This window comes from Streptomyces sp. NBC_00727 (genome assembly GCF_045161745.1).
GTDB lineage: Bacteria > Actinomycetota > Actinomycetes > Streptomycetales > Streptomycetaceae > Streptomyces.
The window spans coordinates 4,128,871-4,143,872 of record NZ_CP108981.1 but is presented as its reverse complement, the minus strand read 5'-3'; the positions used below and the strand labels follow the sequence as shown (position 1 = coordinate 4,143,872).

At 74.6% G+C, this 15,002-nt stretch carries 14 protein-coding genes; 1 reads left to right on the top strand and 13 read right to left on the bottom strand.

Annotated features, from left to right (window positions below; all coding sequences use genetic code 11):
* Positions 1-110: 110 nt before the first annotated feature.
* The 13 genes from OG242_RS18655 to OG242_RS18595 all read right to left on the bottom strand — a co-directional run bounded on the left by OG242_RS18655 (position 111) and on the right by OG242_RS18595 (position 13,974).
* The gene (locus OG242_RS18655) at positions 111-677 is read right to left on the bottom strand and encodes a phage tail protein (protein ID WP_405899252.1); all 567 of its coding nucleotides are present in this window, start codon (positions 675-677) and stop codon (positions 111-113) included.
* Positions 674-2,629, bottom strand: coding sequence for a putative baseplate assembly protein (locus OG242_RS18650; protein WP_405899251.1), 1,956 nt, complete (start codon positions 2,627-2,629; stop codon positions 674-676). Before OG242_RS18650 ends, OG242_RS18655 begins: the two co-directional genes overlap by 4 nt.
* Positions 2,629-3,036, bottom strand: coding sequence for a GPW/gp25 family protein (locus OG242_RS18645; RefSeq protein ID WP_164640836.1), 408 nt, complete (start codon positions 3,034-3,036; stop codon positions 2,629-2,631). Before OG242_RS18645 ends, OG242_RS18650 begins: the two co-directional genes overlap by 1 nt.
* The gene (locus OG242_RS18640) at positions 3,033-3,350 is read right to left on the bottom strand and encodes a PAAR domain-containing protein (RefSeq protein WP_405899250.1); all 318 of its coding nucleotides are present in this window, start codon (positions 3,348-3,350) and stop codon (positions 3,033-3,035) included. The genes OG242_RS18645 and OG242_RS18640 overlap by 4 nt, the downstream gene beginning before the upstream one ends.
* A 26-nt stretch (positions 3,351-3,376) precedes the next feature.
* Positions 3,377-5,146, bottom strand: coding sequence for a VgrG-related protein (locus OG242_RS18635; protein ID WP_405899249.1), 1,770 nt, complete (start codon positions 5,144-5,146; stop codon positions 3,377-3,379).
* Positions 5,143-5,832 carry a LysM peptidoglycan-binding domain-containing protein gene (locus OG242_RS18630; RefSeq protein WP_405901652.1) on the bottom strand — a complete coding sequence of 230 codons (690 nt, stop codon included), beginning with the start codon at positions 5,830-5,832 and terminating at the stop codon, positions 5,143-5,145. Before OG242_RS18630 ends, OG242_RS18635 begins: the two co-directional genes overlap by 4 nt.
* 85 nt (positions 5,833-5,917) lie before the next feature.
* The gene (locus tag OG242_RS18625; RefSeq protein ID WP_405899248.1) at positions 5,918-6,343 is read right to left on the bottom strand and encodes a phage tail protein; all 426 of its coding nucleotides are present in this window, start codon (positions 6,341-6,343) and stop codon (positions 5,918-5,920) included.
* 30 nt (positions 6,344-6,373) lie between these two features.
* Complete coding sequence (locus OG242_RS18620; protein ID WP_405899247.1) at positions 6,374-9,496, bottom strand: hypothetical protein; 3,123 nt, start codon at positions 9,494-9,496, stop codon at positions 6,374-6,376.
* 4 nt (positions 9,497-9,500) lie between these two features.
* A complete protein-coding gene (locus OG242_RS18615) occupies positions 9,501-9,659 on the bottom strand; it encodes a DUF6760 family protein (RefSeq protein ID WP_018519429.1) in 159 nt (52 codons plus the stop codon).
* Positions 9,659-10,153: a hypothetical protein gene (locus OG242_RS18610; RefSeq protein WP_405899246.1), complete on the bottom strand. Its 495-nt coding sequence runs from the start codon at positions 10,151-10,153 to the stop codon at positions 9,659-9,661. The genes OG242_RS18615 and OG242_RS18610 overlap by 1 nt, the downstream gene beginning before the upstream one ends.
* Positions 10,150-10,590 carry a phage tail protein gene (locus OG242_RS18605; protein ID WP_111337042.1) on the bottom strand — a complete coding sequence of 147 codons (441 nt, stop codon included), beginning with the start codon at positions 10,588-10,590 and terminating at the stop codon, positions 10,150-10,152. Before OG242_RS18605 ends, OG242_RS18610 begins: the two co-directional genes overlap by 4 nt.
* A 68-nt stretch (positions 10,591-10,658) precedes the next feature.
* Positions 10,659-12,185, bottom strand: coding sequence for a phage tail sheath family protein (locus tag OG242_RS18600; RefSeq protein ID WP_405899245.1), 1,527 nt, complete (start codon positions 12,183-12,185; stop codon positions 10,659-10,661).
* Positions 12,186-12,654: 469 nt separating this feature from the next.
* Positions 12,655-13,974: a hydrolytic protein gene (locus tag OG242_RS18595; RefSeq protein ID WP_405901651.1), complete on the bottom strand. Its 1,320-nt coding sequence runs from the start codon at positions 13,972-13,974 to the stop codon at positions 12,655-12,657.
* 239 nt (positions 13,975-14,213) lie between these two features.
* Between OG242_RS18595 and OG242_RS18590 the strand changes: the two genes are divergently transcribed.
* Positions 14,214-14,924: a response regulator transcription factor gene (locus OG242_RS18590; RefSeq protein WP_405899244.1), complete on the top strand. Its 711-nt coding sequence runs from the start codon at positions 14,214-14,216 to the stop codon at positions 14,922-14,924.
* Positions 14,925-15,002: the final 78 nt, after the last annotated feature.

The window sequence follows — 15,002 nt, the reverse complement described above, 5'->3', positions numbered from 1 at the left end:
GTGCGGCCCCCCGGGCCGTGCCCGCGTCGACCACCCCAGGTACGTACCGCAGCTCCCGCAGAAGTCCTCGTCCTCCGCGTTCGCGGCACCGCAGGCCGGGCACGGGCGGGTCATGTCGGGCTCCCTGTGTCGTCGGCCGGGGTGCCCGGCAGGATCTCGACCCGGCAGGTCAGGTGCGCCGGGCAGGAGGCGCGGACCACGGCCAGGACGCGGGTCTCGTCCAGGGGGCGGTCCGACCGGACCCGTACCAGCAGCTCGCCCGTCGGGGCGGGCGGCAGCGCGGAGTCCGGTTCGGACGACCACGTGACGCCGCCGCCGTCCTGGATCTCCGCCTCCACGCCGAAGCAGAGGCGCAGGTGGTCCGTGAGGCCCCGGCGGGTGCCTCGGCGGCGGTGGAGTTCGACGGCGCGGGCGACTGCGGCGCGGCGGCGGTCCTCCGGCCAGGCCGGGTCGATGCCCGCGTCGACCCAGGAGGACAGCCAGGGCAGGAAGTCCGGCGGGGTGAGCGCGGGGTCGAAGTAGGCCGGGAGGTTGTCGAGCGTGGACAGGACCGGGGCGAGGACCGTGTCCAGGCCCGCCGTGAAGCGCTGGGCGAAGTCGTCGTCCGCGTACATGGCGGGCAGCAGCGCGCCGATCGGGTAGCGGCTGGGGAGTCCGGGGACGGCGGCCCTCGTCATGAGCGCTCCCCGGACGCGGTGACCGCGATCTGGTGCTGGTGGGAGAAGACCAGCGCGTTCGGGGCGACGTCGACGCGGTCCACCGCGCCGCCGCGCCTGCCGGTGAGGGGGTCGGCGGGGAACAGCCGGACCTCCTCGACCAGGCGGACGCCGGGCACGGCCTGGAGGACGGCGAAGACCTCCCCGTACTGCACGGGCCTGCCGAACTGCCAGCCCGTGCCGTCCGTGCCGCCCCGCAGCGGGTCGATGTGGCGGAAGAGGGCGTCGAGCGCGGCGGCCCTGACCCGGTCCGTGTCGCCCTCGTCGGCGACCAGGCCGGCGACGACGGTCACGCCCTGGTAGGAGGGGGGTTCGACGACCAGGCGGGTGCCGACGAGCCGCCGTTCGTCGAGCCGGGCCGCGACCGCCGCGAGCACGGAGTCCGGCGGGATCAGCTGCTCGAAGCGGAGCCGGCCGCCCTCGTCGGGGACGGCGTCGGGCACGACCAGGACCCGGACCGCGCCGCCCTCGCCGGGGGCGGCGGGCAGGCAGCGGACGCGGCGCAGCGAGGGCGCGGCCTCGCGGGCGATGGCCTCGTGGTCCCCGGCGGTGACGGCCCGCTCCTGGACGCGGAGGATCTGCGGCGCGCGCAGCTTCGCGTTCTCGACGGTCTCCCCGTCCACCCCGCCGCGCGCGGCCTCACGGTTGGCGACGCCGGCCACGTACGGGACGGAGCTGCGCAGGACGCGGATCGCACCGCGTGCCACGTTGCCGGCGGCCCCGCCGCCCGTGCGGTAGCGGGTGAGGCGGATGTGGGCGCCCTTCGGGGGCACCGCCCCGTACGCACGCATGGTGCCGTCGGCCTCGCGGACCTCGGGCGGGAAGGCGAACCGGCCCGCGACGGGGTCGACCTGGACGTGCCGGTCGTCCGGGCCGGAGGCGCCGAAGTGATCGACCGGGGTCCACGTCTGCCAGCCGCCGTCCGACGACGCCTCGACGAGCGGCGGTTCCCCGTCGAGCAGGATCGGTGTCCGGGGCACGGCGAACGTCTGGCCCGCGACGCCCTCGGAGGTGCCGAGCGGGACGTCGAGGACGGTCTCCGCGTGCTCGACGCCTGCCGTGCCGCCGACGGTGAAGACCTCGGCCTCGCGGATCGTCGGGGACTCGGAGTAGAAGGGCTGGCCGGGCACGACGTCGGTGACCCGGCAGCGCAGCCAGCCGGCGCGGGTGCCCGCGGTGACGGACTCGGTGTGCCCGGGCGGCACGAACACCGTGATCTCGCCGGGCTTGTTGAGCCCGCCGGTGGAGTCGGTGCCGGTGGCGCAGGGCGCCCAGCGGGCGCCGTCCCACGCCTCCCAGACGAGCGGGGGCTGCCGGGGGTCGACGCCCACGCCCTCCACCCGGCTGTCCAGGCGTACGGCGACGATGCAGCGGGGCACGGCGGTCGGCAGGCCGAACAGCAGGGCGTCGCCGGGCTGGGGGCGGGACTGGAAGCAGGGGATGTCCTGGCCGTCGGCGAGCGGTCCGGTGCGGTCGGTCTGGTCCCCGGCCGCCGGCACGGTGACCAGGCGGACCAGGGAGCTCGGCACGATCGCCAGGTCCTCGTCGGTCGAGAAGACGACCGCCTCCTCGGTCTCGCCGCGCGCGGTCGCCACCTCCGTACCGGCGGGGAGGCGCACGGTGTCCGGCTGCGGCGCGGACAGCCAGAAGTCGACGTCGGCGCGGGCGGCCGTCGGCGGGAACAGCCGCACGCCGAGCAGGTCGAGGAAGGCGTGGTAGTTGCGGTCGGGCACCCGGTTCAGCCGGTAGAGCAGCTGGTCGACCATGTACGCGAACGTCTCGATCAGCGTGACCCCGGGGTCCGACACGTTGTGGTCGGTCCACTCGGGCGTGCGCTGCTGGACGTACCGCTTGGCCTCGTCGACGAGTTGCTGGAAGCGGCGGTCGTCCAGGTTGGGCGGGGGCAGGGACATCAGCGGGCTCCCGCCTCGGGGATCGTGTAGAAGGGGAAGACGAGGTTGCGCAGGTCGTTGGTGGACCGCACGGTGTAGTGCACGTCGATGTAGAGCGTGCCCTCCTCGACGGTGTCGAACGCGACGACCACGTCCCGGACCTCGATGCGCGGCTCCCAGCGCTCCAGGGACGTACGCACCTCGTGGGCGATGCGCCCGGCGGTGGCGCCGTCGCCGGGGGCGAAGACGTACTCGTGGATGCCGCAGCCGAATTCGGGGCGCATGGGCCGCTCGCCGGGCGCGGTGCCGAGGACCAGGCCGATGGCCTCCTCGATCTCCTGCTCGCGCTCGACCATGCCGATGCCGCCGGTGGCGCCGACGCGCAGCGGGAAGCCCCAGCCGCGCCCGATGAACCCGTGCTCGCTCATATCGGGCCCCCGATCAGGACGTTGGGCGCCCCCATGACGATCTTCGCGCCGCAGCTGGTGGTGTCGCCCATGCGGGCGGCGGGCAGCCCGCCGATCAGGACCACGCCCCCGACGGCCGCCGCCGGGTTCGGCATGACGACGTTCCCCGGGCCGAGCAGGGCGTGCGGCGGCACGACGCACACGTGCAGGCTTCCGGTGACGGCGGCCGGCTTGCCGCCGATCAGCACGGTGGCGACGGCCACCGCGCCCGGGGGCGGGGTGCCGATGACGCCCCCGTGGACGGTGGGGTCGCCCGTACGGGCTGCCTGGGGCATGGCTGGTCTTCTCCTAGGTGGTCACGTCAGTTGATGCGGACGAGTGCGGCCTTCAGTACGGCGAGCAGGCCGCCGTCGACGGTGACGCCGGTCTTGCCGCTGACGGTCACCTGCTTCCCCTTCAGATGGATGTCTCCGACGCCCGCGTCGAGCGTGATCCCGGCGCGGCCGAGGGTCAGGGAGCTGAGGACCCGGGAGGTGCCGCGCGCGTACACCTTGAGCGCGATCTCGCCGCGCCGCTCGTCGAGTACGACCTCCAGCTGCTCGTCGCCGGTGGCCAGCCGCACCCCGGACGGGCCGCGCGGGGTGTCGAGCAGCTCGACCCGGTTGCCCGAACGGGACACCAGGGACCGGCGGTTGACCTTTCCGCTGGTCGGGTCGACGAGCGGCACGTCGTGCGGGGACGGCTTGTCGACGCCGTTGTAGAGCCCGCCGAGCACGTACGGGCTGTCGATCAGGCCCTGTTCGAAGCCGACCAGCACCTCGTCGTTGACCTCGGGGCTGAAGACCCCGCCGCCGCCCTGGCCGCCCCACTGCACCGTACGGACCCAGTCGGTGACGTACGTGTCGTCGAGCCAGGGGAACTTCAGCCGCACCGAGCCGCGTTCCTTGCCCCGGCCCTCGCGGATGTCGGTGACCACACCGATCGCGAGGCCCGGCATCCGGGGCCCCGGCACGGGCGCGCCCTGCCCGCCGGTGAGGCCGGTCAGCGAGCGGTCCGGGTCGGTGCTGACCAGCACGGTCGTACGGTAGCCGTCCTGCGGGTCCAGGGTGTGGTGGGCGGCGGTCGCGGTGTACCGGCCGGCGAAGGCGGGGCCGACGTTCCCGAGGGCGACCGGTTCGCCGGCCCGCAGCTTCGGGTTGCCCTCGGCGACCGCCTCGATCTCCCCGAAGCCGGAGGCGACCCGCCCGGCCACGGCACCGGCGACCGCACGGGCCTCGGCCTGGGTGCGGTACGGGGTGTCCGCGACGGTCATCCGGGCGTTCTTCCCGAACAGGGCGGCGGCGGTGGACGGGTTGGCGCCCGGGGTCACGGTGGTGGACCGGACCGACTGCTCCCGGGCGACCAGCCGGACCTTGTTCTCCACGTCCCAGCCGCGCACCTCCACGCTGTCCGCCCCGTCCGACCCGGTCAGCACGGCCCGCAGCGCCAGCAGGTTGCGCCCGTACTCCAGGACCATCGGGTGCTTGGACGCGGAGGTGGACGGGGACGGCGCCGAGGAGGCGGGCTTCGGCTTCACGAACTGGAGCAGCCCCTTCTCGTCCACCCGCACGTGCGCCCCGCACTCCCCCGCGAGGTACTGGAGGAAGTCCCAGTCCGAGATGTTCGGCTGGGTGAGCTGCTTGTACATGACCGGGGCCGCCTCGACCTTCCCGCACGGCAGCCCGGCCCCGGCGGCGACCTTGCGCACGATGTCGGCGGCCTTCATGTTCCGGTACGCGACGACCTTGCGGCCGCGCCGCAGCCGGTGCGCCTTGGAGAAGGCGCGGACGACGGTGAACGAGCCGGTGGTGTCGCTGTCCAGCTCCAGCGCGGTCACCTCGCCCGTGAACAGCCGCTCGCGCGCCAGTTCCTGGACGGTGACCACGGAGATCCTCAGCTCGGTGCCGATCGTGATCCCGGTGGCGGTGAGCAGTGTGTGGTACGGGTCGCGGTACGTGAGCACGGCGCTGTCGGGCAGTCCCACGTTCTCGTCGACCGCGCAGCTCACCAGCTGCGCGGCCCACGCCTGGGGCAGCTCGGCCGGGGCCTCCACGATCGGGTCGGCGGCGAAGGAGCGGGCGGGTCCGGTCACCGGGCGGCCTCCTGTACGCCGTCCTCGGCCGCGCCGTCCTCCAGCGCGGGCACGAGGAGTTCGCTGCCCGGGAGCAGGTGCATGGGGTCGTCGATGCCGTTCGCCTCCGCGATCGTGCGCCAGGCCGTGGCATCGCCGTACTCCCGCCAGGCGAGCAGCGGCAGGCTGTCCCCGGCGACGACCGTGTGCGTACGCCGTGCCTCCCGCGAGCCGGACGTCGGGTTCTGCCCTGCCGGGTCGACGCTCGCCTCCTCGATCGACAGCGAGCAGGTGGCGCGCAGCGGCTTCCCGTCCACGTCGAACAGCGTGTACGAGACGGAGAGGCTGGAGAGCACTCCGTCGAACGACGTCGTCCTGGACGTCCCCCAGTCGAACCGCACCCAGGGGCTCGACGGCTTCTTCCGCCCGAGGCTGCTCGGCGTCGGCACGCAGGCCGTCATCAGCTGCTCGACCGCCCGCTCCACGGAGTTGTCGTGGGTGGCGGTGGCGTCCAGGAACACGTCCAGGGACAGCGAGCGGGGTCCGCTGCCCACGAACTCGGGCAGCGCGGACTCCCCCGCCGTCCGGGACGGGGTGCGGCGCCACTCGGTGGACTTGCGCAGGGAGAGCGTCGCCGGGTTGAACTGGAGCGTGAGCCGGGCGAGGGTCCCGCCGGGCTTGGCGCCGACGTCCGACGGCGGCTCCATGATGGTCAGCTGTGCGCGGGCACGGCTCGTGCGGGCTGCGGCTGGCACGGGGTCCCTCCTTCCCGGTCTCGTTCCTGGCGGTGGGTCACGACGGCACCAGTCCCTCGTGGGCGATCTCCAGCGTCTCGACCGCCGCCTGGGAGCTGGCCGGGTCGAAGGAGGGCCCCTGCCAGCGGACCGGCACGATGCCCTGGATCTGCCAGCTGATGATCCGGCTCAGGTCGGGGCGCAGGGCGACGATCTCGCCGTCCTTGCGTTCGACGCGCTGCGTCGTCTCGTTCAGCCAGCGCGCGATCTTGAGCGTGTCGGCGGTGACGGGGCGGGTGAGTGTGATGTTGGTCCAGGTGATCCGCCCCGGCAGCTGCCAGGTGAACCCGTTGTTGCCGCCCTCGGCGTACTGCTCCAGCTCCACCTCGGCGCCCAGCCCCGAGCAGGTGTGGAACGCGCCGAGGTCGCTGCCGCCGATCGTGAGCTTGAAGAACACGCTCGTCGCGAAGATGTTGTCCGTCATCTGTTGCTTTCCTTGTCAGCGCTTTCCTGGTCAGCGGCGGCCGTCGTACGGGCGTCCGGAACGTTCCCGGCCCCGCCGCAGGTCGGCCCGGAGCAGCCGGGCGACGGGGTCGATGAGGCGGCGGGCGAGGTCTTCGACGTCCACGGTGCCCTCGGCGGGCTGCTGCGGCGCGGAGGCGGGCGCCGGGGCGGGCTGCCGTTGGACGACCGTGACGGGGACGCCGGTGAGACCGGCCTCCGCCACGGCGCGCTGAACGGCTTGCGCGTTCGCTCGCGCGGGCGGCTCGGTCCGGGGGGCCGTTGGCCGTGCCTCGGCCCGTGCCGCGGCTGGCGTCGCGAGGCGCTGCACGGGCACGGCCGGGCCGCCGGTGCGGGGGGCGCCGGGCGGGTGCGGGCGGACGGCGGGGGCGTGCGCCGCTTCGGGGAGCGGCGGCTCCTGTCCGGCGGGCGGCCCGGTGCGGGCCGGGAGCGGCGCGTGGGGGCGCGGCGGGGCCACGGGGCCGGCGGCGACGCGCTGGACGACGGGGGCGGCTTGCGCCGCCTGGGGTGCCTGGGGTTGCTTGCGCTGCCAGGTCGCGGGTACGACGGGCCGGGTCGCGGACCCGGCGGACGGACGGGCGGTGAAACCTTCGGCCGCCCCGGTGCGCACGGCGAGCGTCCGCCCGGTGAGCAGGGCACGGGCCCGCTGTACGGGAGCGGGTCGCGCGGCGCGGCGCGAGGGCACGGGGCGGACGCGGACCGGGCCGTCGGGGGTGCGTTGCACGGCGGGCGGCTGCGCGGGGGGCGCGGTACGCAGGGGCATGGCGGGAGGCGCGGCGGCCCCCGGTTGCCCGGGGCGCGCGGCGTCGCTCGCGGTGCCTGCGGTCGGCGGGAGTCCGGGCAGGGGCGCGCCGAGACCGCCCCGGGTGCGGGCGCGGGAGCCGGGGCCGGCGGGCGGGGCGTGGTGTGCGGGGCCGGTGCTGTCGGTGGCCTGCCGCTGGACGACGGGCAGCGCGGGGCCGCCCGCGTCGCGGGTGGGCGGGGGGAAGGGGGCCGCCCCCGGCGGTAGTTCGCGCAGGGGCTTGCCCAGGGTGGGGCGTGCGGTGGGCGGGCGCTGCGCGTGCCCGTGCCCGGCCCGGTCCGTGGGTGCCGGGCCGGCCGGTTCGGCGGTGTGCCGCTGGATTACGGGGAGGGGGGCGTCCCCGGCGGAGGTGGTGTCCGCCGCAACGACGGGACCCGGGGTTCCCGCTTCCCCGGCTGGCGAGACGGCTGACGGCTGCCCGCCCAGGGTGGGGCGTACGGAGCGTTCGGCGTCCGGTCCGGTACGCGGGCGCTCCTCGCGAGCGGCCGTCCCGCCACTCAGGGCGGACGCGGGGGCCTCCGCCTGCCGCTGGACCACCGGAAGATCCGGTCCGGGAGACGCCGGCCTGGCGGCCGGGGCCGTCGCTGTGGGCGGTTCGGAGCGCGCGCCCAGCGCGGGGCGCACGACGGGGGCGTCCGGCTCGGACGGCGCCCGCCCGACACCGGCGGACGGGCCCGACCGGCCTGTCCCGGGCAGCGGTTCGCCCGGAGGCGGCCCCGGGGCAGGGCGTACCGCGGGAGCCGCGGGCGCGTCCGACTGACGCCGGACCATCGGGAGGCCCGGCCCGGAGGGGGTCGGCGGGGTGGCCGGCGCCGTCGCGGTGGGCGGTTCGCCGGTGCGCGCGCCCAGCGCGGGACGCACCACGGGCGCGGCGGACGCGGACGCGTCTGGCAGCCGCTGGGCGACCGGGCGGCCGGCCTCCGGCCCGGCACCGGCGGCAGCCCCCGACGGGCCTGCCCCCAAGGGCCGTTCGCCCGCACGCGTGGTGCCGGACGCGGTCTGCTGTCGCTGGACCACCGGCAGCCCGAGCCCCGCCGGGCCCGCACCGACGGGCGGTTCGCCCGGGCTCGCGCCTTGCGAGGGGCGTACCACCGGGGCGCCGGACGCGGGCGCGTCCGCCTGCCGCTGGACCGTCGGCAGACCGGGCCCGGCGGACTCGGGCGCGGCGTCAGGGCCCGACGGGCGCGCCCGGGGGGGCAGTTCACCCAGGGGATCGCCCAGCGCAGGGCGTACCGCAGGTCCGGCGGACGCGTCCGCCTGCCGCTGCACCGCCGGCCCCGACGGGGTTCCCCCGGAGGGCAGGTCACCCAGGGGATCGCCCAGCGCAGGGCGTACCGCAGGAACATCGGACACGTCCGCCTGCCGCTGCACCACCGGCAGCCCCGGCCCCGGCGGAGCAACCCCGGCACCGGACTCCGGCCCGGGCGGGGTCCCCCTGGAGGGCAGGTCACCCAGGGGATCGCCCAGCGCAGGGCGTACCGCAGGAACATCGGACACGTCCGCCTGCCGCTGCACCACCGGCCCCGCAAGCTCCCCTTCCGAGGCGGGCGTCGGGCCCGCCCCCGGCGGCAGCGCTCCCCGCGACCCGCCCCGCCCGGGGCGCACCGCACTCGCCCCCGCGACCGGCGCGGGCACCCCGGACGACGGGACGGCCGCCACGGTGCGCGGGGCCGCCTTCGCCGGGCGGCGGGCGACGATCAGCGGGGGCGCCGTGCGCCGGGCCCGTACCGGAGCGGGACCCGGCTCCGGAGGTGCCGCCGCCTCGGCGGACCGCGCCGAGGCGGACACCACCCGGACCGCGCGCCTGGGCGCGTCCGCGCCCCGACCCGTCCGGCTCGTCCCCGTAACCACGCCGGAAGGCGCGGTGCCGTCCTCCGGGGGCGCGGCGGCGGACACCGCGCGGAGCACCAGGGGGGCTCCTTCGGGCGCCCTGCGTGGGGTGCCCGGGGTGCGGGTCACGCCCTGGATGCGGCCCACCGGGGCCGACGGCAGCACCGCGTGGCCCAGGTCGCCGTCGCTGTAGGCCATGTTCTGCCACGACGCCAGGCGGGAGCGGAAGCGCAGGCCGTCGCTGACGCCGATCGAGGAGCGGGCGACGGTCACCGTCGGGGGCGCGACCCGGCGCCACCCGCCGTCCCAGTCCGCACCGGGACGCCCGGCGGCGGGCTCCGGTGCCGGACCGGCTGCGGGGGCACCGTCCGCGCCGCGCGCGACCCGCCCCCCGGCACCGGGCTCCGGTGCCGGACCGGCCGACGCGTCGCCGGCCCCCGGCCCGCTCGCGGGCCCCCGGCGGAACCAGCCCCTCAACTCCACGCCCTCACCCGCTCTCGTTGACGCGGGTGTTGATCCGCGCTATCTCCCTCACCCACTCCTGTCGCTCACCATGGGTGAGGTCGAGGATCTCCTCGCGCTGCCAGTGGAAGTGGTAGGCGATGTACGCGAGCTCCTCCCGCAGCCGGGCAGGCGCGTACGTCACTATTCCCCCAGGCGTTCACCCGACAGGTCCACCTCGAACGAGCCGTGGCACAGCGGGCAGGTCACCGCCGCGTGGGTGTGGCCCTCGCTGTTGATGCGGCGGTAGAAGTCCTGGAGGAACGCCACGTCGGTGGCGTACATCCGCTCCACGACCCCCGCGTGCACGTCGGTGACCGTGCCGAGGCGGGTGATCACCTGGCTGAGGAGCACCACGCTCAGGTACGCGGGGTTCTCCTTGACCCGGAGGTCGATCTGCGGGCGCAGTTCGTCCCGGGCGGTGGCCAGCCGCATGGACCCGGTCCGGTGGACCTGGCCCTCGTCGTCGACGTACCCGCGCGGCAGCTCGAACTCGAACTCGGTCTGCAGACCGCCGCGTTCGGGCTGCCGGGCCGGCGGCGCGGGCTCCGCGGGCGCCTCCCGCCGGGTGGGCGCGGCGGCGGCCAGGTCGTCCAGGACCTGGTCGAGGTCGCCGCCGGATACGGTCCTGCGCCTCATTCGACCACGATCTCCTCGAAGGTGATGGTCACCGTCTCGGTCGCGGCGCTGGACTCGCCGGCCTTCAGCGAGGGGCCCTCCCAGCGGCTGGCCCAGCCCTGCATCAGCTGGATGCGGCGGACGGTCTCACCCTTGGAGTCCTTGATCTCGATGGTGAGGTTCTGCCGGGCGGTGTCGACGGCGCCGTTGTTCAGCGTCTCCTTGATCCACTTGGTGAACTCGCTGCTCTTGTCGAGTCCCCGGGTGATCGTGACCTCGCCGGCCTGCCGCGCGCCGGGCTGCTTGCGGATGATCTGCTTGCCGGTGGAGGTCACCTGCCGGACCTCCACCACCTCCTCCTCGACGGTCAGCCCGCTGATCTCCTGGATGGACTCCACGAGATAGCCGCCGAGCTGCACGCCGAAGACGTGGGTGGAAAGAGCGTCGCCCTCTGCCATGACTGTGTGTCACCTGTTCCGTTCGCTGTCTGCTGCCTGCTGGGTCACTGCGCGAGAGGGACCGGCGGTCACTCGTCCACGAGGCTGGTGCTGTCGGAGAACTGCGAGAGGCGGAAGATGACGAACTCCGCCGGCTTCACCGGCGCGACGCCGATCTCGCAGATGACCTGGCCCAGGTCGATGGACTCCTGCGGGTTGTTGTCCCGGTCGCACTTGACGTAGAACGCCTCCTCGGCCGTGCGGCCGAAGAGCGCGCCCCGGCGCCACTCCTCGGAGAGGAACGCGGTGACGTTGCGCCGGATGCTCGACCAGAGGCGGTCGTCGTTCGGCTCGAAGACGACCCACTGGGTGCCCAGGAGGATGGACTCCTCCAGGTAGTTGAAGAGACGGCGGACGTTGAGGTAGCGCCAGGCCGGGTCGGAGGAGAGGGTGCGGGCGCCCCAGATCCGGATGCCCCGGCCCGGGAAGGCGCGCACGCAGTTGACGCCGATCGGGTTGAGGAGGTCCTGCTCGCCCCGGCTCAGCCGCAGTTCGAGGTCGAGTGCGCCCCGGATGACCTCGTTGGCGGGCGCCTTGTGCACGCCGCGCTCGCCGTCGCTGCGGGCCCAGACACCGGCGACGTGGCCGCTCGGCGGCATCAGGGTCTGCCGGCCGGTGGCCGGGTCGAGGACCTTGAGCCAGGGGTAGTACACGGTCGCGTAGCGCGAGTCGTAGCCGGCGTCGTCGTTGCGCCAGGTGCGGACGCGCTGGGCGTTCATGGCGGGCGGGGTGTCCAGGACGGCGACCCGGTCGCCCATCTGCTCGCAGTGCGCGATGAGGGCGAGCTGCACGGCGCGGACGCCCTCGTCGTCGATGTCGCCGCGCTGGTGGGCGCCCATCAGGTCGGGGACGGCGACCATGGTGATCTCGTCGATCGCCTCCAGGGCCGCGATGCCGGTACGGGCCGACGCGTCGCCCACGTACTCGGTGGGCCCGGTCCGGCCGGTGGTGCCCGCGTCCGGGGCGGCCGGCGCGAGGGTCAGGCTCTGCTTCTCGGGGCGGGTCTGGGCGGCGCCGGGCTGCTCGGTGACCTCGATGAGCTTGGACTGACGGGCCTGGGTGACCAGGTAGCCCTTGACGTTCTTGCGTACGGAGGTGTCGAAGGTCTCCGCGACCTTGCCGCCCTGCCGGACGAGCAGGCGGAAGCGGTCCTCCGGCGGGTTCTCGCCCTCGGCGTCGGCGACCTCGATGGAGACGCCGTCGCCGGCGCCCGGGCGGGCGGAGACCAGGAAGCCGCCGATGGCCACGGAGGGGGCCGTCGCGGGCGCGGTGTCCTGCGGCGCGTCCTCGGCGGGGCCGCCGATCCGCACGATGTACGCGGCGCCGCCGCCGTTGCTGAAGAACCCGTGGACGGCGAGCGTGAGGTACGTGTCCGGGGTGAACGTGCCGAAGGCGGACACGTACTGGTCCCAGCTGGTCACCAGCGTCGGCCGGTGGAAGGGGCCGGTCTCAGCGAAGCCGACGAAGGCGGCGACCGCGGTGCCGACACCCTCGATGGGCCGTGCTCCGGACTGCACCTCCTCCACGTATACACCTGGGGTGAGGTACGACGGCATGCTCGCTCCTTCGGCTGGTCAGTCGTTCGACCTCCCAGTCTTGCCAGCCGGTACGCGGGGGCAGTAGGTCTCAAAGTCCTGGCCGGGGGGCAGGGCTCCTGCCTTTCCGGGCCGGTGCGCCCCGCCACCGGGCGCGAGGGGTTGGTTTCAGCCAGAAAATACGAGCCCGTCCGGTGAGATCGGCTGGATTTCCCCGGTCATCACGGGAACCGAATGAGACCCGATCCGCTCCGCCGAGCGGAGCACTCGGTGGTCCAGTCCATTTACGGCACGTGGAAATGCCCGGGAATCACCCGGGAAAGGCCCCGATTCACCCACTGCCCGTACTCCGCGGATTTACGCGTCCAGCCCTTCCGGGTGTGTCCGGGTGTGTGGAGGGACACACCCGGATGAACACCGGGTGGCGCATCCCCGCAGGTGGGAAACCCGTCTGTTCACACGGCCGGAACAGAAGGAGAGGACTCCGGCGCTATCGTTCCTCTGGTGCGACATCGCTCAGCACACCGCTCACATTGAGCACTTGGTGACACCCGGAAGCCTGCGTACCGGTGGCCGGAGTCCCAGGCTTGGAACAGGTCACGGAAACGGTGACCGCCGCCTTCTCCGGAATCTGAATGGGGGTGACCCAGTGATAGTCCTGGTTCCTGAACGTCTCCAGGGCAATCGTGGTGATCTTCCGCTTGCCGAAGGAGATGGTCAGCAGTCCCTCGTCGCCCTGGAAATTGGCCACGACGATGTCCGTGACACCGAAATTCTTGCCTTCCGGGACCACATAGGTGCCGGCCTTCCGGGCCCCCGCGCCCGTCTGGACGTCGATGGTCTCGGAGGTCTGCTGGGCGTTCGCACCGGCGCCGCCCCCGCCCGTACCGCCGGTCGGACCGGCACCGCCCGAGCCGCCGCCGGACCCGTCCGCGCCGGCCGTGCCCCCCTGGCCCCCGGGCTTCTCCTGGCCGCCGTCGGCGGCAGCGCCGGACGCCGCACCGCCGCCCTGCCGGGGCTGCCGGCTCTCCTCCTGCGCCGCCTTGGCACCCGCCTCCTCGGCGGTGCTGCGGACGGCCGGGCGCACCAGTGCGAACCAGGCCAGCAGCAGCGCGAGCACCGCCGCGAGCAGGATCAGCAACCACTTCGGGAACAGCGGGAGTTGGGCGAACTCGCCCTGGAGGGGTTCCGGCCGTCCGGTCCGGACGTCCTCGACACCGGCGCCCTCGGCCTCCGGCTCGGCGACGACCACCTCGAACGGCCAGGCGGCGGGCGCGCCGAACCAGATCAGCTTCCGGGCGCGGACCTTCAGGCCCGCCTCCGCGGACTCGCCGGGCTCCAGCCGGCGGCGCTCCGGCGTGAAGGCGAGGCGCAGCTCCTCTCCCGGCTGCCGGCCACTGAGCACGACGTCCATGGGAGCGTTCCCACGGTTCTGCACCGCGGTCCTGAACCTGGCCCCCAGCCAGCCCCTGCGCCGGCCCGGCTCCAGCGTGGCCCGCAGCTCGCGGAACGGCTCGACCACCACCGTCATCTCGGGCACGGCCACCGACTCGGGGTGCTCGGCGGGCAGCACCCGTATCCCCAGGGGTACTTCGCCCGCCCGGACCTCGTGCGACCGGGGCGGCGCGAACCGCACCGTGACGGTCTCCGAGGTGCCCGGGTAGAGGGACACCCGCGCCGGCTCGACCGTGGTCCACGCCGCACAGTCGCCGACCACGTCGAGGGTGTACGCCTCGACGATGTCGCCGTCGTTGCGCACGGTCAGCGTGGTCGTCGCTTCGGCGCCGGGCGACACCGTCACCGTGGGCATGTCGAGTTCGGCAGATGTGGTCACGATGCGACGTTAGGCCGCGCCGCACTCCCGGCAGCAGGGGCGCAAGGGCAATGTGCGGGCACCTCGGGTGCCCCGGGGGCACACCGACGCCGGGTGCCCGCGCCGCATCCCCGAACGACACGCCCCCGGGCCAGGTCGCCCTGCGGACGCGTGACGTACGCGTACGGCACCGGACGTAACGGAATTCGGCGGAAGCGGCCCAGAAGGACGAGCACATGACCACGATTACGACAGACATGACGACGACAGGTGCGGACGTCCGCACCCTCCCGCCGCCCGGGAGCCCCACGCCCGCCCGGGCGCTCGGCCGGATCTCGGTGGCGGTGTACGCGGAGGACCTGATCCTGCGGACCGGGGTGGTGCAACAGCTGCGCCTGCGCCCGGAGATCGAGCTGATACCGGACGAGGAGGCGGACAGCGCGCAGGTCTCGCTGGTGGTGGTGGACATGGTGAACGAGCCCGCCGTCCAGCTCCTGCACCGTCTCCAGCGCAACACCGCCACCCGCACCGGCCTGGTCGTCGGCTACTTCGAGGCGGGCGCCCTGCAGACCCTCATCGAGTACGGGGTCGCGGCCGTGCTGCGGCGCGGGGAGGCCGACCAGGACCGGCTGGTCCACCTCGTCACGGCCGTCGCGAAGGGCGAGGGGGTCCTTCCCGGGGACCTCCTCGGCAAGCTCATCGACCACGTCAGCAGCCTGCACCGCTCGGTCCTGGACCCGAGAGGCCTCTCGCTGTCCACGCTCACCACGCGTGAGGCGGAGATGATCCGGCTGGTCTCGGAGGGCTACGGCACCGCGGAGATCGCCCAGAAGACCTCGTACTCCGAACGCACCGTCAAGAACGTGCTGCACGAGGTCGCCACCCGGCTGAACCTGCGCAACCGGGCCCACGCCGTGGGGTACGCGATGCGGCACGGGCTCATCTGACGGGCACCGGGCGCCGAGGGGCGGTGACGGGGTGCCGAGGGTGCGGTGCCCGCCGCCCCCTCGGGGCTCCGGCCGCAA